The organism is Pseudomonas sp. FG29, assembly GCF_057809355.1.
In genome coordinates, this window is the sequence record NZ_JBMDJU010000001.1 from 456,723 (window position 1) to 482,376 (window position 25,654).

Annotated in this window: 29 protein-coding genes, 1 tRNA gene and 2 pseudogenes; 14 read left to right on the plus strand and 18 right to left on the minus strand. The window is 62.3% G+C overall.

The annotated features are described in order from the left end of the window. Positions 1-9 precede the first annotated feature (9 nt). Positions 10-1,338 (plus strand): spinster family MFS transporter, encoded by a 1,329-nt coding sequence (locus tag ACODS1_RS02225; RefSeq protein WP_489084357.1) that lies wholly within the window; start codon positions 10-12, stop codon positions 1,336-1,338. Positions 1,339-1,566: 228 nt separating this feature from the next. On the opposite strand, the gene ACODS1_RS02230 is transcribed toward ACODS1_RS02225, so the two are convergent. Then, positions 1,567-2,544 (minus strand): zinc-dependent alcohol dehydrogenase family protein, encoded by a 978-nt coding sequence (locus tag ACODS1_RS02230; RefSeq protein ID WP_489084358.1) that lies wholly within the window; start codon positions 2,542-2,544, stop codon positions 1,567-1,569. A 139-nt stretch (positions 2,545-2,683) separates the two neighbouring features. Here ACODS1_RS02230 and ACODS1_RS02235 point away from each other — a divergent pair, with 139 nt between their 5' ends. Together ACODS1_RS02235 and ACODS1_RS02240 are read left to right on the plus strand one after the other, a co-directional pair. Then, positions 2,684-3,409 carry a substrate-binding periplasmic protein gene (locus ACODS1_RS02235; protein ID WP_489084359.1) on the plus strand — a complete coding sequence of 242 codons (726 nt, stop codon included), beginning with the start codon at positions 2,684-2,686 and terminating at the stop codon, positions 3,407-3,409. 86 nt (positions 3,410-3,495) lie between these two features. Next, positions 3,496-4,638 carry a PQQ-dependent sugar dehydrogenase gene (locus tag ACODS1_RS02240; RefSeq protein ID WP_489084360.1) on the plus strand — a complete coding sequence of 381 codons (1,143 nt, stop codon included), beginning with the start codon at positions 3,496-3,498 and terminating at the stop codon, positions 4,636-4,638. 6 nt (positions 4,639-4,644) lie between these two features. On the opposite strand, the gene ACODS1_RS02245 is transcribed toward ACODS1_RS02240, so the two are convergent. Further along, a complete protein-coding gene (locus ACODS1_RS02245) occupies positions 4,645-4,836 on the minus strand; it encodes a hypothetical protein (protein ID WP_322980827.1) in 192 nt (63 codons plus the stop codon). Between the two features lie 230 nt (positions 4,837-5,066). Between ACODS1_RS02245 and ACODS1_RS02250 the strand changes: the two genes are divergently transcribed. Together ACODS1_RS02250 and ACODS1_RS02255 are read left to right on the plus strand one after the other, a co-directional pair. Then, positions 5,067-5,909, plus strand: coding sequence for a CvfB family protein (locus ACODS1_RS02250; RefSeq protein WP_489084361.1), 843 nt, complete (start codon positions 5,067-5,069; stop codon positions 5,907-5,909). A gap of 55 nt (positions 5,910-5,964) precedes the next feature. Further along, positions 5,965-6,040, plus strand: a tRNA-Thr gene (locus ACODS1_RS02255). Positions 6,041-6,118: 78 nt separating this feature from the next. On the opposite strand, the gene ACODS1_RS02260 is transcribed toward ACODS1_RS02255, so the two are convergent. From ACODS1_RS02260 to ACODS1_RS02270, 3 genes are all read right to left on the minus strand, one after another. Further along, positions 6,119-6,715: a putative adenosine monophosphate-protein transferase Fic gene (locus ACODS1_RS02260; protein ID WP_489084362.1), complete on the minus strand. Its 597-nt coding sequence runs from the start codon at positions 6,713-6,715 to the stop codon at positions 6,119-6,121. Further along, positions 6,715-6,885, minus strand: a complete 171-nt coding sequence (locus tag ACODS1_RS02265) for a YhfG family protein (RefSeq protein ID WP_489084363.1) — start codon at positions 6,883-6,885, stop codon at positions 6,715-6,717. Before ACODS1_RS02265 ends, ACODS1_RS02260 begins: the two co-directional genes overlap by 1 nt. Positions 6,886-7,144: 259 nt before the next feature. After that, positions 7,145-7,438, minus strand: coding sequence for a hypothetical protein (locus ACODS1_RS02270; RefSeq protein ID WP_322980825.1), 294 nt, complete (start codon positions 7,436-7,438; stop codon positions 7,145-7,147). Positions 7,439-7,626: 188 nt separating this feature from the next. On the opposite strand from ACODS1_RS02270, the gene ACODS1_RS02275 reads away from it, so the two are divergent. Then, entirely contained in the window at positions 7,627-7,953 is a 327-nt protein-coding gene (locus ACODS1_RS02275) for a hypothetical protein (protein WP_489084364.1), read from the plus strand. Here the strand turns inward: ACODS1_RS02275 and ACODS1_RS02280 are convergent. The 3 genes from ACODS1_RS02280 to ACODS1_RS02290 all read right to left on the minus strand — a co-directional run bounded on the left by ACODS1_RS02280 (position 7,950) and on the right by ACODS1_RS02290 (position 10,444). After that, positions 7,950-8,987: a GGDEF domain-containing protein gene (locus ACODS1_RS02280; RefSeq protein ID WP_489084365.1), complete on the minus strand. Its 1,038-nt coding sequence runs from the start codon at positions 8,985-8,987 to the stop codon at positions 7,950-7,952. The genes ACODS1_RS02275 and ACODS1_RS02280 overlap by 4 nt on opposite strands. Before the next feature lie 106 nt (positions 8,988-9,093). Next, positions 9,094-9,498 carry a GNAT family N-acetyltransferase gene (locus ACODS1_RS02285; RefSeq protein ID WP_489084366.1) on the minus strand — a complete coding sequence of 135 codons (405 nt, stop codon included), beginning with the start codon at positions 9,496-9,498 and terminating at the stop codon, positions 9,094-9,096. A 49-nt stretch (positions 9,499-9,547) separates the two neighbouring features. After that, complete coding sequence (locus ACODS1_RS02290) at positions 9,548-10,444, minus strand: homocysteine S-methyltransferase family protein (protein ID WP_489084367.1); 897 nt, start codon at positions 10,442-10,444, stop codon at positions 9,548-9,550. 103 nt (positions 10,445-10,547) lie between these two features. Between ACODS1_RS02290 and ACODS1_RS02295 the strand changes: the two genes are divergently transcribed. Both ACODS1_RS02295 and ACODS1_RS02300 read left to right on the plus strand, forming a co-directional pair. Continuing rightward, positions 10,548-11,369 carry an ABC transporter substrate-binding protein gene (locus ACODS1_RS02295; protein WP_322980820.1) on the plus strand — a complete coding sequence of 274 codons (822 nt, stop codon included), beginning with the start codon at positions 10,548-10,550 and terminating at the stop codon, positions 11,367-11,369. Further along, complete coding sequence (locus ACODS1_RS02300) at positions 11,366-12,187, plus strand: amino acid ABC transporter permease (RefSeq protein ID WP_489084368.1); 822 nt, start codon at positions 11,366-11,368, stop codon at positions 12,185-12,187. Before ACODS1_RS02295 ends, ACODS1_RS02300 begins: the two co-directional genes overlap by 4 nt. 1 nt (position 12,188) lies before the next feature. Here ACODS1_RS02300 and ACODS1_RS02305 read toward each other — a convergent pair whose 3' ends face one another. The 4 genes from ACODS1_RS02305 to ACODS1_RS02320 all read right to left on the minus strand — a co-directional run bounded on the left by ACODS1_RS02305 (position 12,189) and on the right by ACODS1_RS02320 (position 14,758). Further along, on the minus strand, positions 12,189-12,518 hold the full coding sequence (locus ACODS1_RS02305; RefSeq protein WP_489084369.1) for a DUF2025 family protein: 330 nt from the start codon (positions 12,516-12,518) through the stop codon (positions 12,189-12,191). 156 nt (positions 12,519-12,674) lie between these two features. Beyond that, a complete protein-coding gene (locus ACODS1_RS02310; protein ID WP_322980817.1) occupies positions 12,675-13,076 on the minus strand; it encodes an NUDIX hydrolase in 402 nt (133 codons plus the stop codon). A 128-nt stretch (positions 13,077-13,204) separates the two neighbouring features. Further along, positions 13,205-13,906: a YebC/PmpR family DNA-binding transcriptional regulator gene (locus ACODS1_RS02315; protein WP_489084370.1), complete on the minus strand. Its 702-nt coding sequence runs from the start codon at positions 13,904-13,906 to the stop codon at positions 13,205-13,207. Positions 13,907-14,023: 117 nt separating this feature from the next. After that, complete coding sequence (locus ACODS1_RS02320) at positions 14,024-14,758, minus strand: sulfite exporter TauE/SafE family protein (RefSeq protein WP_489084371.1); 735 nt, start codon at positions 14,756-14,758, stop codon at positions 14,024-14,026. 140 nt (positions 14,759-14,898) lie between these two features. Here ACODS1_RS02320 and ACODS1_RS02325 point away from each other — a divergent pair, with 140 nt between their 5' ends. Then, entirely contained in the window at positions 14,899-15,792 is an 894-nt protein-coding gene (locus tag ACODS1_RS02325) for an EamA family transporter (protein WP_489084372.1), read from the plus strand. 15 nt (positions 15,793-15,807) lie between these two features. On the opposite strand, the gene ACODS1_RS02330 is transcribed toward ACODS1_RS02325, so the two are convergent. The 3 genes from ACODS1_RS02330 to ACODS1_RS02340 form a co-directional block, all read right to left on the minus strand. Continuing rightward, positions 15,808-16,347 carry a DUF1003 domain-containing protein gene (locus ACODS1_RS02330; protein ID WP_489084373.1) on the minus strand — a complete coding sequence of 180 codons (540 nt, stop codon included), beginning with the start codon at positions 16,345-16,347 and terminating at the stop codon, positions 15,808-15,810. A gap of 45 nt (positions 16,348-16,392) precedes the next feature. Further along, positions 16,393-17,937, minus strand: a complete 1,545-nt coding sequence (locus ACODS1_RS02335; protein WP_489084374.1) for a sensor domain-containing diguanylate cyclase — start codon at positions 17,935-17,937, stop codon at positions 16,393-16,395. Positions 17,938-18,012: 75 nt separating this feature from the next. Next, positions 18,013-18,294 carry a peptidylprolyl isomerase gene (locus ACODS1_RS02340; RefSeq protein WP_003462270.1) on the minus strand — a complete coding sequence of 94 codons (282 nt, stop codon included), beginning with the start codon at positions 18,292-18,294 and terminating at the stop codon, positions 18,013-18,015. Positions 18,295-18,569: 275 nt separating this feature from the next. Between ACODS1_RS02340 and ACODS1_RS02345 the strand changes: the two genes are divergently transcribed. Further along, positions 18,570-19,016 (plus strand): hypothetical protein, encoded by a 447-nt coding sequence (locus ACODS1_RS02345; RefSeq protein WP_489084375.1) that lies wholly within the window; start codon positions 18,570-18,572, stop codon positions 19,014-19,016. On the opposite strand, the gene ACODS1_RS02350 is transcribed toward ACODS1_RS02345, so the two are convergent. Further along, entirely contained in the window at positions 19,007-20,053 is a 1,047-nt protein-coding gene (locus ACODS1_RS02350; RefSeq protein ID WP_489084376.1) for a GGDEF domain-containing protein, read from the minus strand. The genes ACODS1_RS02345 and ACODS1_RS02350 overlap by 10 nt on opposite strands. 227 nt (positions 20,054-20,280) lie before the next feature. Between ACODS1_RS02350 and ACODS1_RS02355 the strand changes: the two genes are divergently transcribed. Continuing rightward, positions 20,281-21,087: a CAP domain-containing protein gene (locus ACODS1_RS02355; protein WP_489084545.1), complete on the plus strand. Its 807-nt coding sequence runs from the start codon at positions 20,281-20,283 to the stop codon at positions 21,085-21,087. 5 nt (positions 21,088-21,092) lie between these two features. On the opposite strand, the gene mdaB is transcribed toward ACODS1_RS02355, so the two are convergent. Then, positions 21,093-21,680 (minus strand): NADPH:quinone oxidoreductase MdaB, encoded by a 588-nt coding sequence (gene mdaB / locus ACODS1_RS02360; protein WP_489084377.1) that lies wholly within the window; start codon positions 21,678-21,680, stop codon positions 21,093-21,095. A gap of 149 nt (positions 21,681-21,829) precedes the next feature. Here mdaB and ACODS1_RS02365 point away from each other — a divergent pair, with 149 nt between their 5' ends. The 3 genes and pseudogenes from ACODS1_RS02365 to ACODS1_RS02375 form a co-directional block, all read left to right on the plus strand. After that, positions 21,830-22,123 (plus strand): putative quinol monooxygenase, encoded by a 294-nt coding sequence (locus tag ACODS1_RS02365; RefSeq protein WP_489084378.1) that lies wholly within the window; start codon positions 21,830-21,832, stop codon positions 22,121-22,123. A 111-nt stretch (positions 22,124-22,234) separates the two neighbouring features. Next, positions 22,235-23,008: pseudogene (locus ACODS1_RS02370) on the plus strand (PAS domain-containing protein); the annotation flags it as partial. Between the two features lie 108 nt (positions 23,009-23,116). After that, a pseudogene (locus ACODS1_RS02375) lies at positions 23,117-23,548 on the plus strand (methyl-accepting chemotaxis protein); the annotation flags it as partial. 60 nt (positions 23,549-23,608) lie between these two features. Here the strand turns inward: ACODS1_RS02375 and ACODS1_RS02380 are convergent. Next, positions 23,609-25,621: a peptidase U32 family protein gene (locus ACODS1_RS02380; protein WP_489084379.1), complete on the minus strand. Its 2,013-nt coding sequence runs from the start codon at positions 25,619-25,621 to the stop codon at positions 23,609-23,611. Between the last annotated feature and the right edge of the window lie 33 nt (positions 25,622-25,654).

The following is a 25,654-nucleotide window of genomic DNA, read 5'->3' on the forward strand; positions in this document are numbered from 1 at the left end:
TGACTTGCCATGCAGCCCAATCAGCAAGCTTCGAATGCCTGGCGCATTCTGTTTCTGCTCTTTCTCGCCAACCTGTTCAATTTCTTCGATCGCACCATCCCGGCCATCATCATCGAACCGATACGTATGGAATGGGGCCTGAGTGACCTGCAACTGGGGCTGATCGGCACCTCGTTCACCATCGTCTACGCCATCGCCGGTGTGCCGCTGGGGCGCATGGCTGACACCGGGGCGCGGCGCAAGATCATGGGCTGGGGCCTGGCTGCCTGGAGTGGCCTGACGGCGCTCAATGGCCTGGCCTGGAATTTCTGGAGCTTCCTGCTGATCCGCATGGGCGTGGGCATCGGTGAGGCCAGCTACGCACCGGCGGCCAACTCCCTGATCGGTGATCTGTTCCCTGCGCACAAGCGCGCGCGGGCCATGGGCATCTTCATGCTGGGCCTGCCGCTGGGCCTGCTGCTGGCCTTCTTCACCATCGGCGCCATGGTGCAGGCCTTCGACAGTTGGCGTGCGCCCTTCGTGATCGCCGCCGTGCCGGGGCTGATCCTTGCCGTATTCCTGTTCTTCATTCGTGAACCGGCGCGTGGTGCGGCCGAAAGTACCCCGGTCAGCTCGGAGCCGGTGGACAAGCCCATCCGCAAGGTGCTGGCGATTCGCACCTTCTGGTGGCTGGTACTGGCGGGGCTGGCGTTCAACTTCGCCACCTATGCCTGCAATTCCTTCCTGGTGCCGATGCTGCAGCGCTACTACGGTCTGACGCTGCATAACGCGGCGATGGCGACCGGGGTGATCGTTGGCCTGACCGGGCTGGTCGGCCTGACCCTGGGCGGCTGGGTGGCGGACAAGGTGCATCAGCGCTGGGCCAATGGGCGTCTCTTGCTGGGGGCCTTCAGCATGCTGGTCGGCTGCCTGTGCACCGGTTGGGCGCTGCTCGCCGGGCGTATCGACACGGCGCTGTTCGTCGGCGTGTTCAGCCTGGGCTGGCTATTCGCCTACAACTTTTACACCTGCGTCTACACGGCGATTCAGGATGTCATCGAGCCGCGTCTGCGGGCCACAGCGATGGCGCTGTATTTCGCCGGCCTGTACCTGCTGGGCGGTGGCCTGGGCCCGGTGGCCGTGGGCTGGCTGTCGGATCACTACGCCAAGGCGGCGATGCATGCCGCAGGCGCCGAGGAGATGAGCGAGGCCTTCAAGGCCGTCGGCTTGCATGATGCGATGCTGCTGATTCCGGTGGCCCTGCTGCTGACCCTGCTGGCGCTGCTGCAGGCGGCGCGCTGCTTCCAACAGGATGCCCTGCGCATGCGCGAAGGCATGGAGCAGGCCGTGCCGGCCTGATCCGGAGAAGTTCTGGCTTGCCTACAGGGCGTAGCGGCGCTGCTCCGTTCCTGGAGCAGTACGCCGTGGGTGTTTTTACGGAGCGTTAGGGGGGCACAGGCCTAGTGTGGCCCGGCGGACTGTTCGCTGGCGCTACGAGCGGCCGGCGTCCCGGTTCGCCCTGCGCTCCTGAGTCGATTCTGCGTGGCTAAGGGCGGTCGGCCTCCCGATCCGCCCTGTACGGCCGGCTCAGGGAACCAGCAGGATCTTGCCGTCGCGCTCGCCACTGGCGGCCGCGGCTATTGCATCCTTGATGTGTGCCAGGTCGTAGGTGGCCGCCACGCGGGTCTTCAGCTTGCCGCTGGCGATAAGCTGCACCAGCTCACCGAACACCTTCATCTGCTGCGCCTGGCTGGCCTGCTGGAACCATTTGGCCAGCCAGAAGCCGCGCAACGTCACATCGCGGAACACGAAGGAAGCCGGTGAGACCTGGCAGGCTTGGCCGCTCATCATGCCGTAGTTGACCAGCACGCCACCGTTGCTCAGCGCGGCCGCCAGGTGATCGGTGCTGACGCTACCCACCGCATCGATCCCCAGGCGCACCTCAGCGCCGCCCGTGGCTTCGCGCACGCGCTTGGCCAGATCCGGACCGTCGACCAGCACCACATCGCCCCCTTCGGCCTGTACCGCTGCCACGGCCGACTCACGCCGCACCACGTTGATGGTCTTGAAACCGCGCAGCTTGGCCAACTGGATCAGGTAGCTGCCAACACCCGAGTTGGCGGCGTTCTGAATCACCCAGTCACCGGGTTTGAGATCGACGAACTCGCTCAGCAGCAGCGAGGCGGTCGGCGGATTGACGGTGAGCATCGCCAGTTGCTGCGGATCGGCATCCGGTAGCGGAATGAGCTTGTCTGCCGGTGCGTTCATGGCGCTGACCCAGGTACCGCAGCCCACCGGCAGCAGCACGGTCTGGCCGACCTTGAGGTGGCTGACGCCTTCACCGAGCGCTTCCACACGGCCGACGCCTTCGTTGCCGCCAACGGCCGGCAGCGGCGGCAGCATGCCGTAGGCACCGGTCAGCGTGAGTACGTCGGAGGGGTTGATCGGTGCGGCCAGCACTTTCACCCGTACCTGGCCAGCCGCCGGCTCGGCGAGCGTCAGTTCGACGGCTTCGATCACGTCTTGCGGAACGGGGCCGCGGTGTTGGTATTCGGCTTTGAGCATGGTCTTCTCCTGGCAGATACGAATGTGTCGAGCCAGTCTAGCCGTGATGGTGCAAAGCGGAATGAATCCTCCAGCATCCAATTGGGTGATGAAGGCGCACAGCAGGCTATGCTCAGTCCGAACGATTGCGGGGGAATGCATGCACAAATGGTGGTTGGCGGCGTTGCTGCCATGGCTGGCGACGGTGGTGCACGCGCAAACGTTGCATGTTGGCTTTGGTACCAATAAACCGCCCTACGTGTTCGAGGGCGAACCACGCGGGTTGGAGTATGAGCTGGTCAACCGCGCTGCGGAAAACGCCGGCTTCGCGGTGACGGCCTATTATGCGCCCATCGAACGCCTGCATCTGATGCTGCGCCGTGGTGAGATCGATGCGATCACCACCACCAACCACGCCAGCGGCATCGATGCGCATTATTCCGAGGTCTACATCCACTACCACAACGTCGCGGTGGCCCTGGCCAGTCGCGGTTATCGCATCAAGACCATCGCCGATCTCTCCCGGCATTCGATCAGCGCCTTCCAGCGTGCGCGGTTGTTGATGGGGCCGGAGTTCGAGCGCATGGCACTGAACAACCCGCGCTACCGCGAAGAAGCTCAGCAGATCAACCGTAACCGCCTGCTTTACAGTGGTCGTATCGATGTCGTGGTGGGTGATCAACGCATCATTCGTTACTTCGATCGAGAGGTGGCCGATCAGGTCGATATCACCCAACCCCTGACCTGGTACGCGCTCTTTGCACCGACTCCCTATCGCGTCGGCTTTCGCCTCGACACGCAGCGCCAACGCTTCGATGAGGGGCTGCGTCAGTTGCGTGAAAGTGGTGAATACGAGCAGATCATCGAACGCTACCAGGAGCCCTGAAACCTGGCGAAACCTTTGCGCGGCTGCCTCTTCGCTCATGCTGTAGCACCCTTGGCGTTCGTCCCATCCGCGCAGGAGCCGCCTCAATGTTCCGTTCGATTCCCTTCGCCAGCCTCGCACTGATTGCCCTGTTCGGCGCCTCGCCCGTTCTGGCGCAGGATCGGCAACTGCCCAGTGAACTCGGCCCAGTGCAAGTGCAGACCGTGGTCGAAGGTCTGGCCCACCCCTGGGCTGTGGCCTTTCTGCCGGAGCAGCAGGGATTCTTGATCAGCGAGCGGCCGGGCCACCTGCGTCGCGTGAGTCCCGCTGGCGCACTGTCCGAGCCCCTGCGTGGCGTGCCGGAGGTTTATGCCTCGGGGCAGGGTGGGTTGCTCGATGTCGTGCTTTCACCAACGTTCAGCGAGGATCGCCTGGTCTATCTGTCCTACGCCGAAGCGGGGGATGGCGCTGCTGGCACGGCTGTCGGACGCGGGCGGTTGTCGAACGAGGCCGATGCGCTGGAGGATTTTCAGGTGATCTTCCGCCAACAACCCAAGCTGTCCAGTGGCGCGCATTTCGGCTCGCGTTTGGTCTTCGACCGCGACGGTCACCTGTTCATCGCCCTGGGCGACAACAACCAGCGACCCACCGCGCAGGATCTCGACAAATTGCAGGGCAAGGTAGTGCGTATCTACCCCGATGGGCGCATCCCCGAGGACAACCCCTTCATGGGGCACAACGGTGCGCGGGCGGAAATCTGGACCTATGGCCATCGCAACCAGCAGGGGGCCGCGCTCAATCCCTGGACAGGCGTGCTGTGGACACACGAGCATGGCCCACGCGGCGGCGACGAAATCAATATTCCCAAGGCCGGCAAGAACTATGGTTGGCCGCTGGCCACGCATGGCATCAACTATTCGCTGCTGCCGATTCCCGAGGCCAAGGGCGAGACGGTCGACGGCACCGAAGCACCGCACCACGTCTGGGAAAAATCACCGGCGATCAGTGGCATGGCCTTTTACGACGCTGAGCGCTTTGCGCCCTGGCAGCACAACCTGTTCATTGGTGCGCTGGCCGGCCAGGCGCTGATTCGCTTGCAACTCGACGGTGATCGCGTGGTGCACGAGGAGCGTCTGCTGCAGACGCTCGGCGCACGGGTGCGTGACGTACGGCAGGGGCCGGACGGCTATCTCTACGTACTGACGGATGCACCGCGTGGCCAGTTGTTGCGCCTGGGGTTGGCGCAGTAGTGCGGCTTACTTGCGGCTGATGGTGATCTGCCGCGTGCCACCGGCCTGCTGACCGCTGACGCCTTTGGCGATCTGCTGGATCTCGCCGCCGCCATTGAGGAAGGCAGCAATCTGTGCATCCAGCGATTCGCGAGTGGCCACGGCCGCTTCGGGTTTGCTGCTTTTGCCGGAGGAGGATTTTACGCGCAGGGTAGCCATGAGCTTTCTCTGTCTTTTCGATGGGCGGCCGGCCATTGTGCCTGATCGGGGGCATTTTTGCTTGGTTGATTGCCATTGCCCTACTGCGACAGGCCTGCAGAATCAGCAGAAAAACCTGCCTGATCAGTCAGTTGAATCGTTTCTGACCGGCTGTCGAATAATGTAGTAGACGGCCCGATGACGACCCAACTGGTTTAGAATGCCCGGCTGTTTTGGTGAGGTGAAAGACGATGGCCTTGATTGGGCGGATGAATTCTTTGCAGGTGGTCAAACACACCGACTTCGGGCTGTACCTCGATGGCGGTGCCGATGGCGAGATCCTCCTGCCCAAACGCTACATTCCCAAGGACACGCCCAGCGAAGTCGATGACTGGCTCAATGTGTTCATCTACTTCGACAGCGAAGACAAGCTGATCGCCACCACGCAAAAGCCGAAGATCCAGCTTGGTGAATTCGCCAGCCTCAAGGTCGTCGACATCAACCGCATCGGCCTGTTCCTCGACTGGGGCCTGGCCAAGGATCTGTTGCTGCCACACTCCGAGGAAAAGCGTCCGTTGCAGGTTGGCGACTACTGCGTGGTCTACCTCTATCTGGACAAGCGTACCCGCCGCCTGACCGCCACGGCGCGCCTGGATCGCTATCTCGACCAGACCCCCGCGCCTTACCAGGCTGGTCAGGAAGTCGACCTGCTGGTCGCCGAGCGCACCGACCTGGGTTTCAAGGCCATCATCAACGGCAAGCACTGGGGCCTGATTCACAAGAACGAACTGTTCAAGTTCGTGCGCAGCGGCATGCGCGAAAAGGGCTACATCAAGGAAATGCGTGACGATGGCAAGATCAGCCTCAGCCTCCAGCCAATCGGTCGCGAAGCCGCCACCGGCCTGGCCGAGCAGATCCTCGAACGCCTGCACGAGCAGGGCGGCGTGCTGGCCCTGAGCGATAAGAGCCCACCGGAGGCGATCACCGAGCAATTCAGGGTCAGCAAGGGCAACTTCAAGAAGGCCATCGGCGGCCTCTACAAGGAAGGGCGAATCCGCATCCACGACGACCGCATCGAACTGCTGAAAGGTTGATGCAGCCACGGCTTGAGTCCCGCCGCGCCAACTCGCATAATGCGCCGGTCTTCTCGCCGGTGTAGCTCAGTTGGTAGAGCAGCGCATTCGTAATGCGAAGGTCGCAGGTTCGACTCCTGTTTCCGGCACCATAAAAATCAAAGGGTTAGCTTCGGCTAGCCCTCTGTCGTTTCTGGCGGTGTCCCCGAAGTGTCCCTTTCTTGTCCCCGCTAGGCGATTAGCTGGCCGATGCAGCGCTCGAAGATTGCTGTCATGGCCCGATAGTCACAGACCACCGCATCGATGTTGGCCTGGATCCATTCGTTCTCCTGAACCGCCCACCAACTGATTTCATAACCGGCATTGACGATGATGTGCTCGAACAGGATGCGCTGTGCCCGGCCGTTGCATTCGCGGAATGGGTGAATCATGTTCAGGTCGCCGTAGAACTCTGCAACGGCGCTAACCAGTTGCTGCCGTGTCATTCCCTCATACCAGTTAGCTGCCGCCAGTCGATTGAACAGCTTTGCAGCCTCAGCCTCTATCCGTGTGACGTTGCAGAAGTGCGTGCCGCCCTTGGAGATGTCCAGGGTGCGAAGCTCTCCAGCCCATTCGTACACGTCGGCGAAGAGGGTGCGGTGGATCTGCTGCAGGTAGGGGAGATCGTAAGGTGGGAGGTCGAAATCGATGGTGCCGGCGGCGATTTCGGAGAGGGTGCGCTCTGCTTCGTGGAGCGCATTGTCATCGGTCAGGCCGAGGCGGTTACGTAGAACCGTAGTGCCTGGATAGCAGAGAGGATCCTGACCGACACCATATTTGTCGAGCATCAAGCCTGCCGGGAGCGTAAGGCATGCAGGGCCGCTTCACGCGTTGGGAGTTTGCGCTTGGCATCGTCTGGTGTGGTGTCGAAGCCTTCCAGGCGCAGGCTGGCGGCATAGTTCGACTGGCGGATTTTGGCGTAGTAGGCCTTTTTGTCTTCCAGGGTCAGATTGGACATGGCTCAAACCTCGTGCGCGACATGTCGGCATTATAGCGGATGCAGGTTTGCAGCGTCTTGCAGGCCTTTTCGCTGAGCAAGGCCAAGGGTGAATGACTTCGCACTGTAGCGAAGTGATCCGGCGCCAAGTGCGAATCACGGATGGTCATCTCGATGTTGCTGGGGCCGAGGAGTCACCTCATATCCGACTCCTGTGCCCGGCGCCACAAAAAATCAAAGGGTTAGCTTCGGCTAGCCCTTTGTCGTTTCTGGCAAGCTGTCAGTACATCAGGTTGTAGCTGACGTAGCCGAGCATGCCGAAGGCGAAAAGGAAGATGCCGTATACCGGCCAGAGGCTACCCTGCTGGGAGGCGCTATGCGCTTCGAGGATTTGCTGGGCCTGGCGTTGCAGGTGGGTAGGCGGCTGGGATTTTTTCAGGGGGCGGATGATTTTCACCACCTTCTGGTTTTGAGGTGCGATCGTTTCGGTGCGTGGCGATGCACTGAAGTTGTCCCAGGACGGTCGCTTGCCGATGCGGCTCGGTTCGTCTCGGTACCATTCGCGGCTATCCATGCCCATTTGTGCCTCCTGGCTAAGTGCTATCACGGGTGTCGCAATGCTACAGAACGGCGTTAAAAAAGCTAGCAATATGTGACGTGGTCGAGGTTCTGCTGGTGAGCCATATGCCGAAACCTTTTTGCCCCTGGCGGTCAAAGCTTGGAGGCAGGTCGTTTTTCAACGCTCCGTTACAGGAGGGGTCTATGTCATTTCGCGTTGGGTTGATGCTTGCATTGTGCATGTATGGTGCGGCGGCTATGGCGGCAGAACCACAGACGATTCGGGTGATCCCCAAGAGTTATGTGAGCCCGGGTGCCAGTGGTAGCGTCTCCGAGTCGGTGCAGTACGAGCGACACGATCTGTATGGCGGGCAGCGCTTGCCGCAGGGCAGTGTGCGCCAGGAAAGCGGCTATGGCAGTTACTCCAGCGAGACGCGTGGCAGTATCCGGCAAAGCACCGAATACCCGGGTGGGCTGATCATCGAGCGTCAGCCTGGATCCGGTTCTTATCAGCAACAGCGCAGTCGCTAGGCTTCGGTTGGAATCGCCTGGGTCGTGCTGTCGATGATCGCGCGATTGCGTCCCTCGCTCTTCGCCCGATAGAGGCTTGCGTCGGCGCGTTGCAGCCAGTTCTCCCAATGCTCATCGCTGCGTAGCAGGGCGCCGCCAATGGATACGGTGACGCTCCCAGCCGGGCTTTCCAGTTCTTCCGCGACCCGCCTGAGCAGATGCTGGGCAGCGCTGTGCAGGCCGCTCGCCTCTGTGTTGGGCAGGAGTAGCAGGAATTCCTCACCGCCGAAGCGGAACAACCGGTCTTCCTTGCGTGAGCTGCGTTGGATCAGTTCGACGAACGCGACCAGCACCTGGTCGCCTACCTGATGACCGAAACGGTCGTTGATTTGCTTGAAGTGATCCAGATCCATCACCAGCATGCCAAAGCTGTGCTGATGACGACGGTGGCTGGACATGGCGATCTTCAGTTCGTCGTTCATCGCGCGTCGGTTGCGGGCGCCGGTCAGCGGATCCTGAATGGCCATCAGTTGCAGCCGATCCCGCTGCGTGCGGGTGCGGAAGGCGAAGATGAAACTGAGCATGCTGGCCATCATGCCGGTGACCAGGAACGACACCATCTGATAGTGACTTTCGAATACGCTGCCCGGTACCAGCAGGGCGTGACTGACCAGGCCGCCCAGCACCAGCAGGGTCGCCAGCAGGGCCTTGCCAGGCGTAACCATGAAGAAGTTGAAGAGGATCAGCGGGTAGATCCAGAACAGGCCGTTGACCCCCAGATTGATGGCGATCAGGGTGGCGCCGAGCGAGAACACGGCTGCCAGATAGATCCCCGGCTTGACCGTGTCGCGGGTTATCCAGGCGTAGAGCACGGCAATCAGTGTGGAGCAGACGATGATGGTGTCGGCGATACCCACCAGATAGTTGCCGGTCAGCAGACGGTACGCGGCATAAGGGGAAATGCCGATGATGCCGAACAGCCCCATCAGGCTGATGATCGACAGCTGGAAGTCGTTGCGCAGGCGCTTGAGCAAGCGTGCGAATTGAGTGGCCATGGCACTTCTTTCGTTGTTATGCGGGCAAGCATGCAGAGCTTGGCCATGCGCTGGCAAGGGGTTTTCCTGATCAAAGTGCCAGCATTTACGCCGTTGTGCCAGGGTGTCAGTGGATGCGCAGGGCAATCAGCAGTTTGCTGCGCTGGTAGCGAAGCAGGCGTTGTTGCAGTTCGGCAGGCAGCGCCTGACAGGGGCTGAATCCCAGACGCTGGTAGAACGCGAGCAGGTCGGGGTGGCAGAACAGCCAGATTGGTTCAGGGTGCGTCTGCAGTGCGCGCGCCGTGAGCATCGAGGCCAAACCCTGGCCGCGTAACGCAGGCGTGACGAACAACCCGGTCAGCCATTGACCATCCGCTACGTGGCGAAGGTTGAGGGCTGCGACGATTTCACTGCCATCCTGCGCGACCCAGCATTCATCTCCGCTCTGGCTGCGCATGGGCGAGCGCTGCTGGCGGTAGAACTTGTCGACCAGCGGGCGCAATGGGGCGGGTAGCAGGCGGCAGATGGGCATGCAGGTAGCGCCTGGCAACGTCGCGAGACAAAGCCAGGCGCGCAGGCGCTTAGAGTTGGCGCTTGAGCTCGGCGATATGCTCGGGGCCGATGCCGCAGCAGCCGCCCAGCATGCTCGCGCCACGCTGGCGCCAGTCCTTGGCCCAGACCAGATAGCCCGGCGGATCGAGGTCTTCGCGCAGTTCATCCAGGCCGTCATTGGCCTTGGCGTCCTTGGGTTGCGGCGGGAAGGCGTTGGCATAGGCGCCGAGGGTGACGTCCACGCCCAGGCGGGCGAAGGTTTCACGGGCGACGTCGATGGCCGCACCGATCACTTCCGGCTGGCTGCAGTTGAACAGCAGGTGCTGCACGCCGAGGCTGGCCATGGCTTCGGCCGCTTCGCTCAGTGCCTCACCGGAGCGCAGGCGCGGCACATCATCGACACCATCGTCCTGCAGGGTAAAGGACACCCAGAACGGCTTGCCGTCTTGCGGCAGCAGGGCATGGGTGGCGCGCACTTCGGCAATGGAACTCTGGGTTTCGGCCAGCCACAGGTCGACATGCGGGGCGAGGCCCTGCAGCAGTGGCGTGAGGATTTCGCTGACGCGTTGCGGTTGGAACAGATCCGGCCGGTAGGAGCCGAACAGCGGCGGTAGCGAGCCGGCTACACGCACCTTATGAGCGCTGGCATCGGCAGCGCTGCGCGCCAGGCGGCCTGCGGTGTCGGCCAGGCTCAGGCCTTCGGCGGTAAAGCGCTCCTCACCGATATGGAAGGGCACGACAGCGTAGCTGTTGCTGGTGATGACCTGCGCGCCGGCCTCGATGAACGCCGTATGAGCGGCAATCACGGCCTCCGGTGCTTCGGTCAGGGCCAGGGCCGACCATTCCGGCTGGCGAAAGGGCGCGCCACGGCGCTGCAGCTCTCGGCCCATACCGCCATCGAGGATAACCAAAGGCTTGTCGTGCATATAAGATCCGAATATATCAATATGAATAGAATTCACTTCTTGGATGCCGTTTATAACTATTTAATACGCCATCCTTTTGCCTATCTATTGTTCAGGTATTTCCATGCGTTTGCCAACCTTGCTCAGTGCGACTCTGCTCGCGGCGACCTTTACCACCCAAGCCCTGGCCGGCGAGATCCTCGATCGCGTGCAGTCGAAGCAGGAAATGGTCAACGTCCTGATGGAAAGCTACCCGCCGTTCTCCTTCCTCAACGAGCAGAACCAGCTCGATGGCTTCGACGTGGACGTGGCCAAGGCCGTGGCCGAGAAGCTTGGGGTCAAGGTGCGTTTCGAGACGCCGTCCTGGGACGTGATCGCCGCAGGCCGCTGGAATGGCCGCTACGACATCTGCATCTGCTCGATGACGCCGAGCCAGGCGCGCGCCGAGGTTTTCGACTTCCCGGTGGAATACTACGCCTCGCCGGCGGTGATCGTGGTCAACGCCAAGGATGAACGCATTCACTCGGCCAAGGATCTCAATGGCCTCAAGGTCGGTGTGATCAGCGCATCCAGCTACGAGAGCTACCTGAACAAGGGGTTGGTGATCGAAGGGGACGAGGATCGCAAGATCGATTACCCGTTCGACTTCGTGCAGGCCGCCCCTTATGACACCGAGAACGTTGCCTTCCAGGATCTGGCCCTGGGTGCCGGTGTGCGCCTGGATGCCGTACTGACCAATCTGGTGACGGCGCAGGCGCGCCTGCAGCAGGACAATCGCTTCAAGCTGGCAGGTGCAGCGTTGTACGAAGAACCCAACTCGGTGGCCATCGAGAAGGGCGATGCCGAATGGGACGCCAAGGTGCGTCAGGCATTCGCCGAGCTCAAGGCAGACGGCACGCTGACGCGTCTGTCGCAGAAGTGGATCGGTGCCGACATCAGTAAATGAGTGATCAGCAATCTACCCGGGGCCAGACCCAGGACGGGGCTGGCTTCGAATTGTTCGGTTTCCGTTCGCGCCTGTACCTGACCTGGCTGGCGTTGTTCGTCCTGTTCGTCGCCTTCTTCCTCAGCTTCGATCTGAAGTTCTCCATCATCGTGGAGAAGTTTCCCTATCTGGCTGGTTTCAAGCTTGGCCCGAACGGCTTCCTGCAGGGCGCGGCGCTGACGCTGTTCCTGTGCCTGTGCTCTATCGTGGTATCACTGCTGCTCGGTTTCGCGGCTGCCCTGGCGCGGCTGTCGAACAGCGCGGTGCTGCTTGGCATCGCCAGCTTCTACACCTCGTTCTTCCGCGGCACGCCGTTGATGATCCAGATTCTGCTGATCTACCTCGGTCTGCCGCAGATTGGTGTGGTGCCGGGGGCGATCAGTGCCGGCATCATCGCGCTGTCGCTGAACTACGGCGCCTACCTGAGTGAGATCTTCCGCGCCGGCATCATCGCTGTGCCCTCCGGCCAGCGTGAGGCCGCCATAGCGATGGGCATGCGCCCGGCGCAGATTTTCTTCCACATCGTTCTGCCGCAGGCCATGCGCACTATCATCCCGCCCACGGCCAACCAGTTCATCTCGATGCTCAAGGACTCGTCCCTGATCTCGGTGATGGGCGTCTGGGAAGTGATGTTCCTGGCCCAGTCCTACGGCCGCTCCAGCTACCGTTATCTGGAGATGCTGACCACCGCAGCGGTGATCTACTGGGTACTGTCGATCCTGCTGGAGTTGCTGCAGGCGCGCCTGGAGCGGCACTTCTCGCGCGGCTACCAGCGCTGACTTAGGCCGGTACCAGTGGGCGGCGCTCGGCGCGGATCTCCGGCAGGTCGCTGCGCCTCAGGTAAACGCGCAGCGGCTCGCTGAGGTTCACCCGGTCGTCGATGCGCTGCTCCTGCAGCCAGGCCAGGCGCTGACGATCCAGGCGCATCAGGCCGGCATCGTCGGCCTGCCAGACATGCTCGCAAGTCGGTGTGATGGTGTCGGCCGGCACGTCGAGGCCGAAGCTGTCTTCGGAGAAACGCAGCAGATATTGGCTGGTCTTGGCGTTGAAACCGACGAAACCTTGCAACTGGTCGGCGGCCTGGCAGATCAGGGTGGACGTGATACTCATGGCAAACCTCGCGGACTGTGGGTTTGCACGCAAAGAGAATGGTTCTGGTTATCGGCACAGCCTAACGGCTCGCGCCCTCGCCAGCCTTGCCGTGGATCAAGAAACTGCCGGGAGCCATTTCTGGCGTCGCTGGCGTCTGCCCGACTGGGGAAGGCTTCAAGAACGGCGTTGCAATGCCGGCAGCACATGCTCGCGCAGTAGCGGCGCCAGGTCATCGGGCAGTGGCTGTGTGCTGTCGAGCCAGCGCAGCTCCTCCAGCTCGGCGGCTGCCTGCACGGCATGGGGCAGGGCGGCGCGGTAGATGTCCGCTTGCAGCCAGGTATCGGCTTCGTTGGCGGCTGGGGCCTGGAACTGGCCGAGCGGTTCTAGCGCAGCGTCCTCCAGTTGCAGCTCAAGCTCTTCGTGCAATTCACGCTTGAGCGCCGACAGTGCATCTTCACCGGGCTCGCGCTTGCCTCCGGGCAGCATGAAGAAGCGAGTGTTGCGCTTGCGTACCAGCAACAGGCGACCTTGTTCATCGAACAGGCAGGCAGCGGCGATATGCAGGGTGGTTTTCATGGGGCAGGCACTGAACTGATGGCGTCTCTGACGAAGCCGGACAACGCACGTTGCCAAGCTTCGCCCCGGGGCGGGGCTCCCACAGGGGAGTCTGACAGAGGCGCCCCATTCAGGGCGCCTGGTGAATATCAGCCGGCGAGGCCGACGTAGACGTTCTGCACGTCGTCGTGACCGTCGATGGCCTCGAGGAAGGCTTCGACTTCTTCCATCTGCTCCGGGGTCAGGCTGGTCACCGGGTTTTTCGGACGGTAGCCGAGCTTGGCCGAGTTGACGGTGAAACCTTGCTCCGGCAGTGCCTTGCACACGGCGTCGAGGTCGGTCGGGTCGGTGATGAACAGGGTCGCGCCCTCGTCATCCGGCACGAAGTCCTGGGCGCCGGCTTCGATGGCGGCCAGTTCCGGGTCGGCATCGTTGTCAGTGCTGGCCTCGATCAGGCCAACGTGGTCGAAATCCCAGCTCACCGAACCGGAGGCGCCGAGCTGGCCCTTGCGGAACAGCACGCGGATCTCGGCGACGGTGCGGTTGACGTTGTCGGTCAGGCACTCGACGATCAGCGGCACCTGATGCGGGGCGAAACCTTCGTACAGGGTGCGCTCGTAGTTGACCACTTCACCGGACAGCCCGGCGCCTTTCTTGATGGCGCGATCGAGCGTGTCCTTGGGCATCGAGGCTTTCTTGGCCTGATGGATGGCCAGGCGCAGCTTGGGGTTCATGTCCGGGTCGGCGCCGTTACGCGCAGCGATCATGATTTCCTTCACCAGCTTGCCGAAGATCTTGCCTCGGGCATTGGCGGCGGCTTCTTTGGGTTTGGCTTTCCACTGGGCGCCCATCTGGGGGTCTCCTGGCCGAGAAGTGAATCGGCGTCAGGCCCGGGTGCGCCTGACGATCGGATAGGGTGCGGATTCTAGTGCCTTGCGCGGCTGTCGGCACCTGCAATTTCCGTTGGTCTAGGCGTAACGCCAGATCAACTGCACCCCGGCCAGCAGAATGCCCAGCCGCGCGATGCGGTAGAACCACAGGTGGTTTACCCGGGCTTGCAGCCACAGGCCGCTCCAGACGCCCAGCGGCACGATGGGGGCGAGCATCAGGCTGAGCAGCAGGTTTTCCTGGGTGAACTGGCCCAACGCCGCGTAGGGCAGCAGCTTGGCGGCGTTGGTCAGCAGGAAGAACAGGTTGATGGTGGCGACGAAGCGCACCTTGTCCAGTTGCTGCGGCAGCAGATGCATCATCACCGGTGGCCCGCCAGCATGGGCGACGAAGCTGGTGAAACCGGCAAGGCTCGACAGCAGCAAGCCGCGCCCCTTCTGCAACGGTCTTGGCGTCTGGTTGCTGGCCAGCAGGCCCAGGCCGACGAAGCTGATGGCAATGCCGCCTATCAGCAGTCCAATGGCACGTTCATCGAAGAAACCGAAGGTCAGCGAACCGATTGCGATGCCGATCACCGCGCCGGGCAGCATCACCTTGAGGTTGGCCAGATCCCATTTGCCCCAATAGGCCTTCAGGCCCACCACATCGGCCAGGCAGAGAATCGGCAGCATGACCGCAACGGCCTGTTTCGGTGAGGTAGCCAGTGCCAGCAGGGGCACGGCGATACCCCCCAGGGCGCCGCCGAAGCCACCTTTGGACAGGCCGGTGAGAAAGATCGCCGGCAGCGCGAAGAGCAGGAAATCGTGCAGGGTCATGGTGGGCAGGGCACAGCGAAAGAGGGCGCAGGTTAGCAGTCAGGCGCTCCTGTGTGGTTTTTTTCATGACCGACTGTGTCTGTCGGCAGTGACCGTCTTGTTGCTCTAATGCGGGCTCATTCAGTGCGAGGCCTGTGTTCATGTCACCCAGGGATTTGTTGTTGGCAGTGTTGGTGATCGTGGTCTGGGGCCTGAACTTCGTGGTGATCAAGGTCGGGCTGCACGGTATGCCGCCAATGCTCTTGGGCGCATTGCGCTTTCTGCTCGCGGCCTTTCCCGCCATCCTCTTCGTGCGTCGCCCACAGGTGCCGTTGCGCTGGATGCTGGCCTACGGCCTGACCATATCGCTGGGGCAGTTCGCCTTTCTCTTCTATGCGATGCATGTCGGCATGCCGGCTGGGTTGGCCTCGCTGGTGCTGCAGTCGCAGGCGTTCTTTACGCTGTTCTTTGCCGCGCTCTTTCTCGGCGAGCGCCTGCGTGGGAGCAACCTGTTCGGGCTGCTGGTGGCTGCAGCCGGGCTGGCGCTGATTGGCCTGCAGGGTGACCAGATGATGACCCTGGCCGGGTTTGCCCTGACCATCGCGGCCGCCTCGATGTGGGCGTTGGGCAACGTGGTCACGCGCAAGCTGGGCAAGGTGAATCTGGTGGGCTTGGTGGTGTGGGGAAGTCTGGTTCCGCCGTTGCCCTTTCTGGGGCTGTCGCTGTGGCTCGACGGGCCGCAGGTGATTGCGGATTCGCTGCGTCATTTCAGCCTGGACTCGGCGTTGGTGCTGGCCTACCTGGCATTTGGCGCGACCATTCTCGGCTACGGCCTGTGGAGCCGGTTGTTGTCGCGTTATCCGGCCAGCCAGGTGGCGCCGTTCTCGCTGCTGGTGCCGGTGGTGGGCATCAGTTCATCGGCGCTGCTGCTGGACGAGCGCCTGGGCAGCCTGCAGATGCTCGGCGCCACGCTGGTCATGGGCGGTTTGCTGATCAACGTCTGGGGCGGACGTCTGCTCGACCGCTGGCGTCGCCGCACGCCAGGCACCGCCTGACGTGCGTATGTACTGTCAGCTTTCCTGACGCTTTTCGGGGAGACGCTCGAGGATCAGATCCAAGCGTTGCTGAATGCGCTGATCGATCTTCTCGTGCAGGCGCATGATTTCCAGCTCGGCGCGCAGGTTGACCTCGAAGTCCAGGCTGGCGGCCAGGCGATCCTTCGCCGCCTGGCGGTTCTGACTCATCATGATGATCGGCGCCTGAACCGCGGCCAGGGTCGACAGCATCAGGTTGAGGAAGATGTAGGGGTAGGGGTCGAAAGCCATGCCGAAGTGCGCGAGCACGTCGGTGTTGATCAGCATCCAGCCGAGCATGGTCAGCGAGAAGCAGATGATAAAGGTCCAGGAGCCACCGACCGCCGCGACCTTGTCGGAGAGGCGCTCGCCGAGCGTCGATTCTTCGTCCGAGGCATCGGCCGCGTCGCGACTGATCGGGCGACGCTGACGAATCTGTTCCAGTACGTGGCTTTCTTCCGGTTCCAGTTCATGCACGGCCTTGCCGAGCAGGTTCTGAGCGAGCTGTTGCAGTGGATTGGGGGCGTGGTCGTTCATCGTGTCCAGACTTCCGGGCCGAGGGCATGGCGCCGATGCTGAACCTTAATCGGTGGTCTTGTCACGCTCTTCGGCATCGGGCGCGCTGGCGTTCTCGATGCGGTTGCGGCCCTTGGCCTTGGCGTCGTAGAGCGCCTTGTCGGCGGCCCCGATCAGGGACTCGGTGGTGGAACCATGCGCTTGGCCTGGTACGAGGCTGGCCAGGCCGATGCTGGCCGTGACCCGTTCGAAGGGGCTGGCCTGGTGCGAGAGATTGGCCTGCGCCAGGTTGTGCATGAAGGTTTCAGCCACGGCCTGTGCGCCTTGCGGGTCGGTGTTGGGCAGGATGACGGCCATTTCTTCGCCGCCATAGCGTGCTGCCAGATCACCTGGGCGGCGCACGCACTGCTTGAGCTGCTCGGCCACTGCGCGCAGGCAGGCGTCGCCCGCGACATGGCCATAGCGGTCGTTGTAACGCTTGAACAGGTCGATATCCATCAGCAGCAGCGATAGTGGCGAGCTGCGTCGCTGCGCGCGGCGGATTTCCACCTCAAGGGTCTGATCGAAGCTGCGGCGGTTGGCCAGGCCGGTCAAGGCATCCTGGGAGGCGAGCACTTCCAGGCGGCTGTTGGCATCGAGCAACTCCTCACGTGCGCTGCGCAGTTGGCGTTCGGCGCGCGAGCGACGGCGGATGTCGATCAATAGGCGGCTGCCGATGATTGCCACGCTCACCACCAGAATCAGGATCAGCGTGGCGAACAGCTCGGCGTCGCGACGCCAGGACGCCAGTGCTTCGTCACGGCCTCGAGCGACGATGGTAATCAATGGCAGTCGTTCATTGCGGCGCGCAGCGTACAGGCGCTTCACCCCGTCGATGCGTGATGAACTCTCGATGACGCCTTCGCCACTGATCCGAAGCTGCTGAAGTATCGGAGAATCGGACCAGTTCAGGCCCACATCCTGCTCGCGAAACGGGTAGCGGAACAGCAGCTTGTTGTCACTCGTGGAGAGGCTCACCGAGCCTTGCGTACCGACATCGAGCCGGCCGAACAGACGCAGGAACTGTTCCACGCCCAGGGTGACCGCCACCACGCCATCGAACTGGCCATCGGCGTTCTGCAGGCGCCGGCTGACGGTGAAGACCCACTCGCCGCTGAGCCTGCTCTTGATGGTCGGGCCGATGAAGAGGGCATCCGAGGGATCGTCGCGATGATGGATGAAGAAGGCTCGATCCGCACCGTTGGGGGTGGATGGGTTGAGCATTCCGCTCGAGCTGAGCAGGCGATTGCCCTGTGCGTCGTAAATGATGATGGTGCGCGATGGCCCCAGCACCTTGATCTGCTCGTGTAGGACGTTTTCCAGGCGGGCGAGTTGAGCCGGACTGCGGCCGTCTTGCTGCAGGCGTTCCACCAGTTCGAGCAAGACCAGTTCGGACTGGCGGATGACACCTTCACTGTAGTTGTCCAGTGCCTGCGCCAGATTCAGATTGCTGACGTTCAGCTCGTGCAGGGCGCGTTCGCGCGAGAACCAGACTTGCCACGTCGTCAGCGCCGCCAGGGACAGGCAGATGACGACCAGCAACAGTGAGGTGAGGCGGATACCGCGTCTCATGAAGGAAGCCCGGAGCCCTGCGAGAGAGGAAAGACCTGGAGAATGGGAGGCCGCAGCGCAGCCTCCCAGAGTGCATCAGTCCTGGCGGCTGGTGACTTCCAGCAGGTGATAGCCGAACTGGGTTTTCACCGGGCCCTGTACGACGCCGACCGGCGCACTGAAGACCACGGTATCGAATTCCTTGACCATCTGGCCGGGGCCGAACGAGCCCAGGTCACCGCCGCTGCGGCCGGACGGGCAGCTGGAGTTGTCTTTCGCCAGCTGGGCGAAATCAGCCCCGCCTTCGATAGCGGCTTTCAGTTCGTTGCACTTGTCTTCGCTGGCAACCAGGATGTGGCGGGCAGTGGCGCGAGCCATGGGAGTACCTCCGTTGGAATGAGCTGACGAGCCTAACGTAATCGGCGTGCCAAGCAAATCGAGCACGTTGACACTCGTCGCGCCAGGGCATCGCTGGGACGTGATGAAGCCTCTGTAGATACCGATAATCCCTTGCCGCGGCTACGAGCGGCAACGGATTGCCAGATGGGGCAAGCGCCTGCCTCCTGAAAAGGCTACAGACCTTGTCGTTATTGGCTCCTGTACAATGGCCCGATATCTGCAACCTGAGCGGCAGGACGATTCAGGAGGCCATCATGACCAGTATCAACAACAGCCCTGCCGCCATGATCAGCTATTACGGCAAACAGGCCAGCAAGCAGGCTGCTGCCAATGCCGGAGACTCCAAGGGGCAGGCCAGTAGCGATCCGCTGGCGGATTTGCGCAGCCTGGCCAAGCAGATGGTGGCGCGTAGCGAGGGGGGACTGCTGCGTGCCATGAACGGCAGTACCTCGACGCCCAGTATTGCGTCGAGCACGCTGACAAGCGGAAATAGTGGCACGGCAGGTGTCAAACTGCCGGACGTCGCCAGCCTGGATCGTGACGAGGCGGCCAATCTGCTCGAAAAACTGCAGAAGCTGGAGGCAGCCGGTCTGGGCAATACCTTCAGCTTCAGCGGCAGCAATGGCGAACAGAAGACCGATTCGCTGAAGACCTACCAGCAGTGGCTGCAGGCCAAGGGCGGTATCAGCGTCTACGCCTGAGGCGCAGCTTGCGGCGCCTCGTCCCAGGCGATCACCTGGTTGCGTCCCGCGCGTTTGGCCGCATAGGTGCGTCGATCCGCTGCCAGCAGCAGGTCGTCGAGTGTCTGGCCATCGCTACCGAGTTCGGCGATGCCTGCGCTCAGGGTCATCGGTAGCGTCGCATCGGCCAGCGGCATCGGGTTTTGCACCAGACGCGCGCGCAGGTCCTCGGCGATGTCCTGAGCCTGACGGGCATTGCTGCCTGGCAACAGCACGGCGAACTCCTCACCACCGAGGCGGCACAGCAGGTCGCTGACACGCAGGCGTTGCGACAGGCTCTCGGCGAAATGTTCCAGCGCCCGATCACCGACCTCATGGCCAAAGCGATCGTTGATCTGCTTGAAATGATCGATATCGAGAAACACCAGCGCCAGCGGCGTACCGTTGCGTTGGGCATGAGCGCGCTCACGCTCGAAGACTTCCGCCAGTTTCATCCGGTTGGCCAGCCCGGTCAGCGTGTCGGTGGAGGCCAGTTCGGTCAGGCGCTTTTCATTGAGCAGGCGGCTGTATTCATAGATATGCGCGAACAGCATGATCAGCAGGCTGGCCAGGCCCAGGTTGGTGATGATCTCGAGGTTTGGCAGCCAACCCTCTGACCAGAAGCGGCGGCTGAATACCCACAGGCCGATACCGACGAACAGTACCGAACTGATCATGCCCAGGCGCAGGCCCAGCAGCATGTAGCAGATGATCGGAATGGTCTGTACCCAGGCAAACACGGCAAAGGTGGTCTGCGCCTGCGACACGGCCAGGATCATGATGCTGAAGAACGGCACCAGGTAGACGGCGGTCAATAGCTGCAGATGGCGGGTATGGTCGATCAGCCTGAGCAGATAGGCCGATACCCCGGCATAGCAAAGCTCCAGCAGCGCCAGTGGCCAGTTGTCGTGCAGCAGGTTGACGACCGAGAAGAACAGGCCGCCGACCAGCGTGACCCACAGCAGCGCCTTGAGTACCTGGCGGCGGTGTCGTTCGTTGGAGGCGAGCGGGCCGGTCATTGATTGTTCCATGTCAGCGGGAAGACGATAGCCGGTAGGGTGTTAGCCCTGCACGAAGCCTGCCTATGGCTTTTGCAACAGCGATCGCCGAGGCTCGGCAGAACCTGCACGTGCCAGCTATGCTGCGACGCCCGATCTTGCGTCAGAATCACGACGTCCGTTGGAGAGATGGTATGACAGAAACGGTGAAGATGAGTACCTGGCGATACAGCCTGTGGCTGGCGTTGATGCTGCTGATTGCGCCCTGGGTGCAGGCCGCGCAGGAGCCGCAACTGGTCAATGCAATCAATGGCTATCGCGGCGAGGTGCAGCGCTGTGCCGGCAAGGCGTTCGAACCTCTGCCGCCGCTCGCGGCCGATGGGCGTCTGGAACTACCGGTAGCTGGCAAAGGTGATCTGCAGCAGGAGCTGACCCGCGCCGGTTACCCCATGGTCACGGTGCAGGCGATCACGCTATCCGGCCCGCGTGATGCAGCCTCGGCAATGCAAGCCTTGAGCGAGAGCTTCTGTCAGATTCTGCTCGATCCGCAGTTCGTCGATATCGGCATCAGCCGGGAGGATCGCGACTGGCGCATCGTCCTGGCGCGGCCGCTACTGAGCGCCAAGCTGGGCGATGAGAAGGCGGAAGGGCAGAAGTTGCTCGAGCGCATCAACGCGGCCCGCGCCCAACCTCGTCAATGTGGCGAGCGCTCCTTTGCTGCAACATCGGCCCTGGCCTGGAATGAAAGTCTGGCTACAGCGGCGCAGGGCCATAGCCGGGCCATGGCCAATGGCAACTTCTTCTCGCACCTCGATCGTGATGGCCGCACCCCCGGTGATCGGGCCGAGCTGGCCGGTTACGAGGGCGGTCGCGTTGGCGAGAACATCGCCGCCGCTCAGGATTCCTCGGAGCGCGTGGTGGAAGCCTGGCTGGCCAGCCCGGATCACTGCGCCAATCTGATGAACCCCCAGTTCAGTGAGCTGGGCGCGGCCTACGGCAGCGATCCGAAGAGCGATGCCGGAATCTACTGGACGGCGCTGTTCGGCGGGCGCTGAGCGACTCAGCGGGTGCCGAATACCTCGGCCAGGTGCTGCTCGTAGCGCGCCACGTCGCGCTCGATGTTCGGCACCTTCATCACATCGTTGCAGATAAAGGTGGGCAGGGCGCTCATGCCCAGGAACTGGTTGGCCTTGTGGAAGGGGAAGTACACGGCATCAACGCCCTTGCCCTCGAAGAAGTCCGAGGGATCGTCGAAGGCCTGTACCGGTGCGTTCCAGGTCAGCGAGAGCATGTACTGCTTGCCCTGGATCAGCCCGCCGCTGCCGTATTTCTGCGAGGCATCGGAGCGGGTGCGGCCATCGTTGGCGTAGAGGCTGCCGTGGCCGGCGGTGAAGACCTCATCGAGGTACTGTTTCACCGTCCACGGCGCGCCCATCCACCAGCCCGGCATCTGATAGATCACCACGTCGGCCCAGAGAAATTTCTGCACTTCTTCTTCCACGTCGTAGCCGTCGTCGATGAAGGTGGTCTTGATGTCGAAGCCGGCGCGGTCGAGGAAGGCCACGGCTGCTTCATGCAGGGTGGTGTTGTACTGGCCGTTGGAGTGGGCGAACGCTTTGCCGCCGTTGAGCAGGAGGATCTTTTTCATCGGGAGTCTCCAGAAAATGTGGCGGCAGGTTAGCGGGGCCTGCGCGCATGAAACACCCCGTGACGCTCAAATGATTGTTGACTGAAAGTCATGAAATCCTGTGTTGATTCCGCGTTAAGGTGAGGTATTCCACCTTCTGCGGAGTCACCATGTACGCCTTTCTCGTCTACGCTCACGCCCGGCCCGAGCGGGCTGATGCCTTCGAACAGTTGTTCCGTCGCTACATAGCCCCCAGCCGTGACGAGGCCGGCTGCCTCCAGTACCACATGCTGCGTGATGCGCAGGATCCGACGCTGTTCGTCTTCCATGAGGTCTGGGCCTCGCGCGATGCTCTGGATGCGCACATGGCCTTGCCGCACATGCGCCAGTTCCATGCGCAGCGCATGGAGTACCTGAGTCAGGAGCTGGACATCCGTGAGGTCGAGGTCATCGACCCCGTTTGATCAGTTGCTGCGACACGCTTGCTGCTCAGCCTTCTATGCTTGAGTCGTTACGGGCCTCAATGAATGCCGGGGCCTGCCGACATCTGGACTGATGGCTAACGGAGAATGGGCATGTTCGGTAACCGATTGAGGAAAGCACTGCATGACAAGGACACCGAGCTGTCACTGTACAAGCAGCTGTATCAGGGCATACAGGCGCAGATGATCATGCTCGCGATCGATCCGACGCGGCGCATCGTCGAGGTCAACGACAACTTTGCCCGTTTCGTGGGCCATGCCGCCGATCAACTCATCGGTCGCCCGTTGAGTGACTTCGTACCGAGCTACGTCAGGGATCTGCCGTGCTTCAAGAACCTCAACGCAGCCATTGGCTCGGGCCAGTCGGTCAGCGATTACTATCGCTTTTTGCGCAGTGACGGCGAAATGGTCTGGATCCAGGCTTGTTGGCAGCCGCTGGCGGACGAAAAGGGCACGCTACGGCACATCCAGTGCGTAGGTTGCGACGTTACCGACAGCATGAACAAGGCGCGCGAGAACGAGGATTTCATCAGCGCGCTGCTGCGTTCCACGGCGGTGATCGAGTTCGATCTCAAGGGCCATGTGCTCACGGCCAACGCGCAGTTTCTCGGCGCCATGGGCTACAGCCTGGAGCGTATCAAGGGGCAGCATCACCGCATGTTCTGCGACCCGCACGAAACCGCCTCGGCCGAATATGCCCGTTTCTGGGAGCGCTTGAACCGTGGCGAGTTCGTCGCCGGTCGTTTCAAACGTCTGGACAGCCATGGCCGTGTGGTCTGGCTCGAAGCTACCTACAACCCGGTGCACGACACGCAGGATCGCCTGTACAAGGTGGTCAAGTTCGCCACCGTGATCACCGAGCAGGTCAATCGTGAGGACGAGGTCAATGACGCCGCTGATACCGCCTTCGGCATTTCCCAGCAGACCGATACCACCGCCCAGCGTGGTGCTCAGGTGGTCACGGAAACGGTGCAGACCATGCAGCGCATCGCTGCAGAAATGACCTCGGCCTCCGAAGGCATCGAGGCGCTGGGCAAGCAGTCGATTCTGATCAGCACCATGGTGCAGACCATTGGCGGCATTGCGCAGCAGACCAACCTGCTGGCGCTCAACGCTGCAATCGAGGCGGCGCGCGCGGGCGATCAGGGGCGTGGTTTCGCGGTGGTCGCCGACGAGGTGCGGCAACTGGCCAGCCGAACCAGCAAGGCGACCGAGGAAATCGTCGAGGTCGTGCAGGATAACCAGAAGCTGGTCGACGCTGCCGTGAACAACATGGCCAGCAGCCGTGTCCAGGCCGAGGCCGGTCTGGATCTGGCCAGGCAGGCGGGCGACGTCATCGTCGAAATTCGCCAGGGTGCCAAGCAGGTGCTGGGCGCTGTGGAGCGCTTCTCCCGCCACCTGCAGTAGCCGGGCCAGCGACTGCCCGGCGCGTTGCGGCGCGCCTAGGGCAACAGCCGCCGCTTTCGATCAGTGGCTGTAGCCGGTTGGCCGGTTGCGAATGGTCTTGAGCAGATCATCCGGCGAGATTTGGCCGACCACCTGAGTGGCGGCACTGCCCGGTTGCGGCAGATCGAGGATGTGCCCCTTCATTTTGCCCACTACGTGCATCTCGCACGGCTTGCAGTCGAACTTCAGGGTTAGCACTTCATCGCCGTGCACCAGTTGCATCGGTGCGACCTTGGTTTTCACGCCGGTCACGCCCTTGGCCTGCTTCGGGCAGAGGTTGAAGGAGAAACGCAGGCAGTGCTTGGTGATCATCACCGGCACTTCGCCTTCTTCTTCATGCGCCTCGTAGGCTGCGTCGATCAATTGCACGCCGTGACGGTGATAGAAGTCGCGGGCCTTCTGGTTGTAGACGTTGTAGAGGAACGACAGGTGCGACTCCGGGTACACCGGCGCCGGATCGCTCTCGGCCTTGCGGCTACCGCGCGGGTGGGCGGCGACGCGCGCTTCGGTCAGTGCCTCGATGGCGTCGCGGCGCAGCGCCTTGAGCTGCGAGTTGGGCACGAAGAACGCCTGCGGTGCATCGAGGCTGACGCCCTGAGCGTGGTAAATGGTGGTGCCAAGCTGGGTGAGCAGGTCACGCAGGCCATCGAGTGCCTGTTCCGGCTTGTTGGCCACGCCGAATGGGCCGGGCAGGGCGACGTCGACGCTGATGCCTTCTTCGCTGGTGGCGGTGAGCGTGAGGGCGTCTTCACGCAGCACGGCCTTCCAGCTCACGCCGATGCGGCGCTCGGCGCTGGTGCGTTGCAGCGCCTGCTGCCAGTTGTGGTCGAGGTTGCGCGACAGTGGGTGGTTAGGGCGCAGGCGCAGCAGCCCTTCGGGCATCTCGTTGGGCTCGACGCGGTAGCGGTAGCGCTTCTCGCCGTCTTCCTCGAACTCACCCTTGAGTTCGCAGATGTTGGCGCGAAAGCCCACCACTTCACGCTTGACCAGCACATTGAGGCCGTCGCCGTTGGACAGCGGCTCATGGGTGACGGCGATCAGGTCGCGCTTGTTCACCTTCTCCACGTTACCGACCAGCAGGCCGGTAAAGGTCGGTGAATCGAAGGCGCCGATATCCACCTTGCGCTCGGTGACGAAATAGTCGGTGCTGCCACGGTGGAAGGTCTTGTCCGGATCGGGCACGAAGAAGTGCGCGGTGCGGCCGCTGGAGGCACGCGCGAGATCCGGGCGGTCTTCGAGGATGGCGTCGAGTTCGCGGCGGTAGTGGGCTGTGATGTTCTTCACATAGGCCACATCCTTGTAGCGGCCCTCGATCTTGAACGAGCGCACGCCGGCCTCGACCAGGGCGCGCAGGTTGGCGCTCTGGTTGTTGTCCTTCATCGACAGCAGGTGTTTTTCGTAGGCGATCACGCCGCCTTTTTCATCCTTGAGGGTGTAGGGCAGGCGGCAAGCCTGCGAGCAGTCGCCACGGTTGGCGCTGCGCCCGGTCTGCGCATGGGAGATATTGCACTGGCCGGAGAAGGCCACGCACAGCGCGCCGTGGATGAAGAACTCGATGGCCGCGTCGGTGGCATCGGCAATCTGGCGGATTTCCTGCAGATTCAGCTCCCGCGCCAGCACCAGCTGGGAGAAACCGGCCTGGTCGAGAAATTGCGCCCGTGCCAGGGTGCGAATATCGGTCTGGGTGCTGGCGTGTAGCTCGATCGGCGGAATATCCAGCTCCATCACCCCCATGTCCTGCACGATCAGCGCATCGACACCGGCGTCGTAGAGCTGGTGGATCAGCGTACGAACCTGCTCCAGTTCATCGTCGTGGAAGATGGTGTTGAGCGTGGTGAACACCCGCGCATGGTAGCGCCGGGCGAACTCGACCAGCTTGGCGATCTCGCTCACCTCGTTGCAGGCGTTGTGCCGCGCGCCGAAGCTCGGGCCGCCGATGTAGATGGCGTCGGCGCCGTGGAGGATGGCCTCGCGAGCGATCTCGACATCACGCGCAGGGCTGAGCAGTTCCAGGTGGTGTTTGGGCAGGGACATGGTTTTTTCTTTATCAGGCGGCACGGGCAAGGC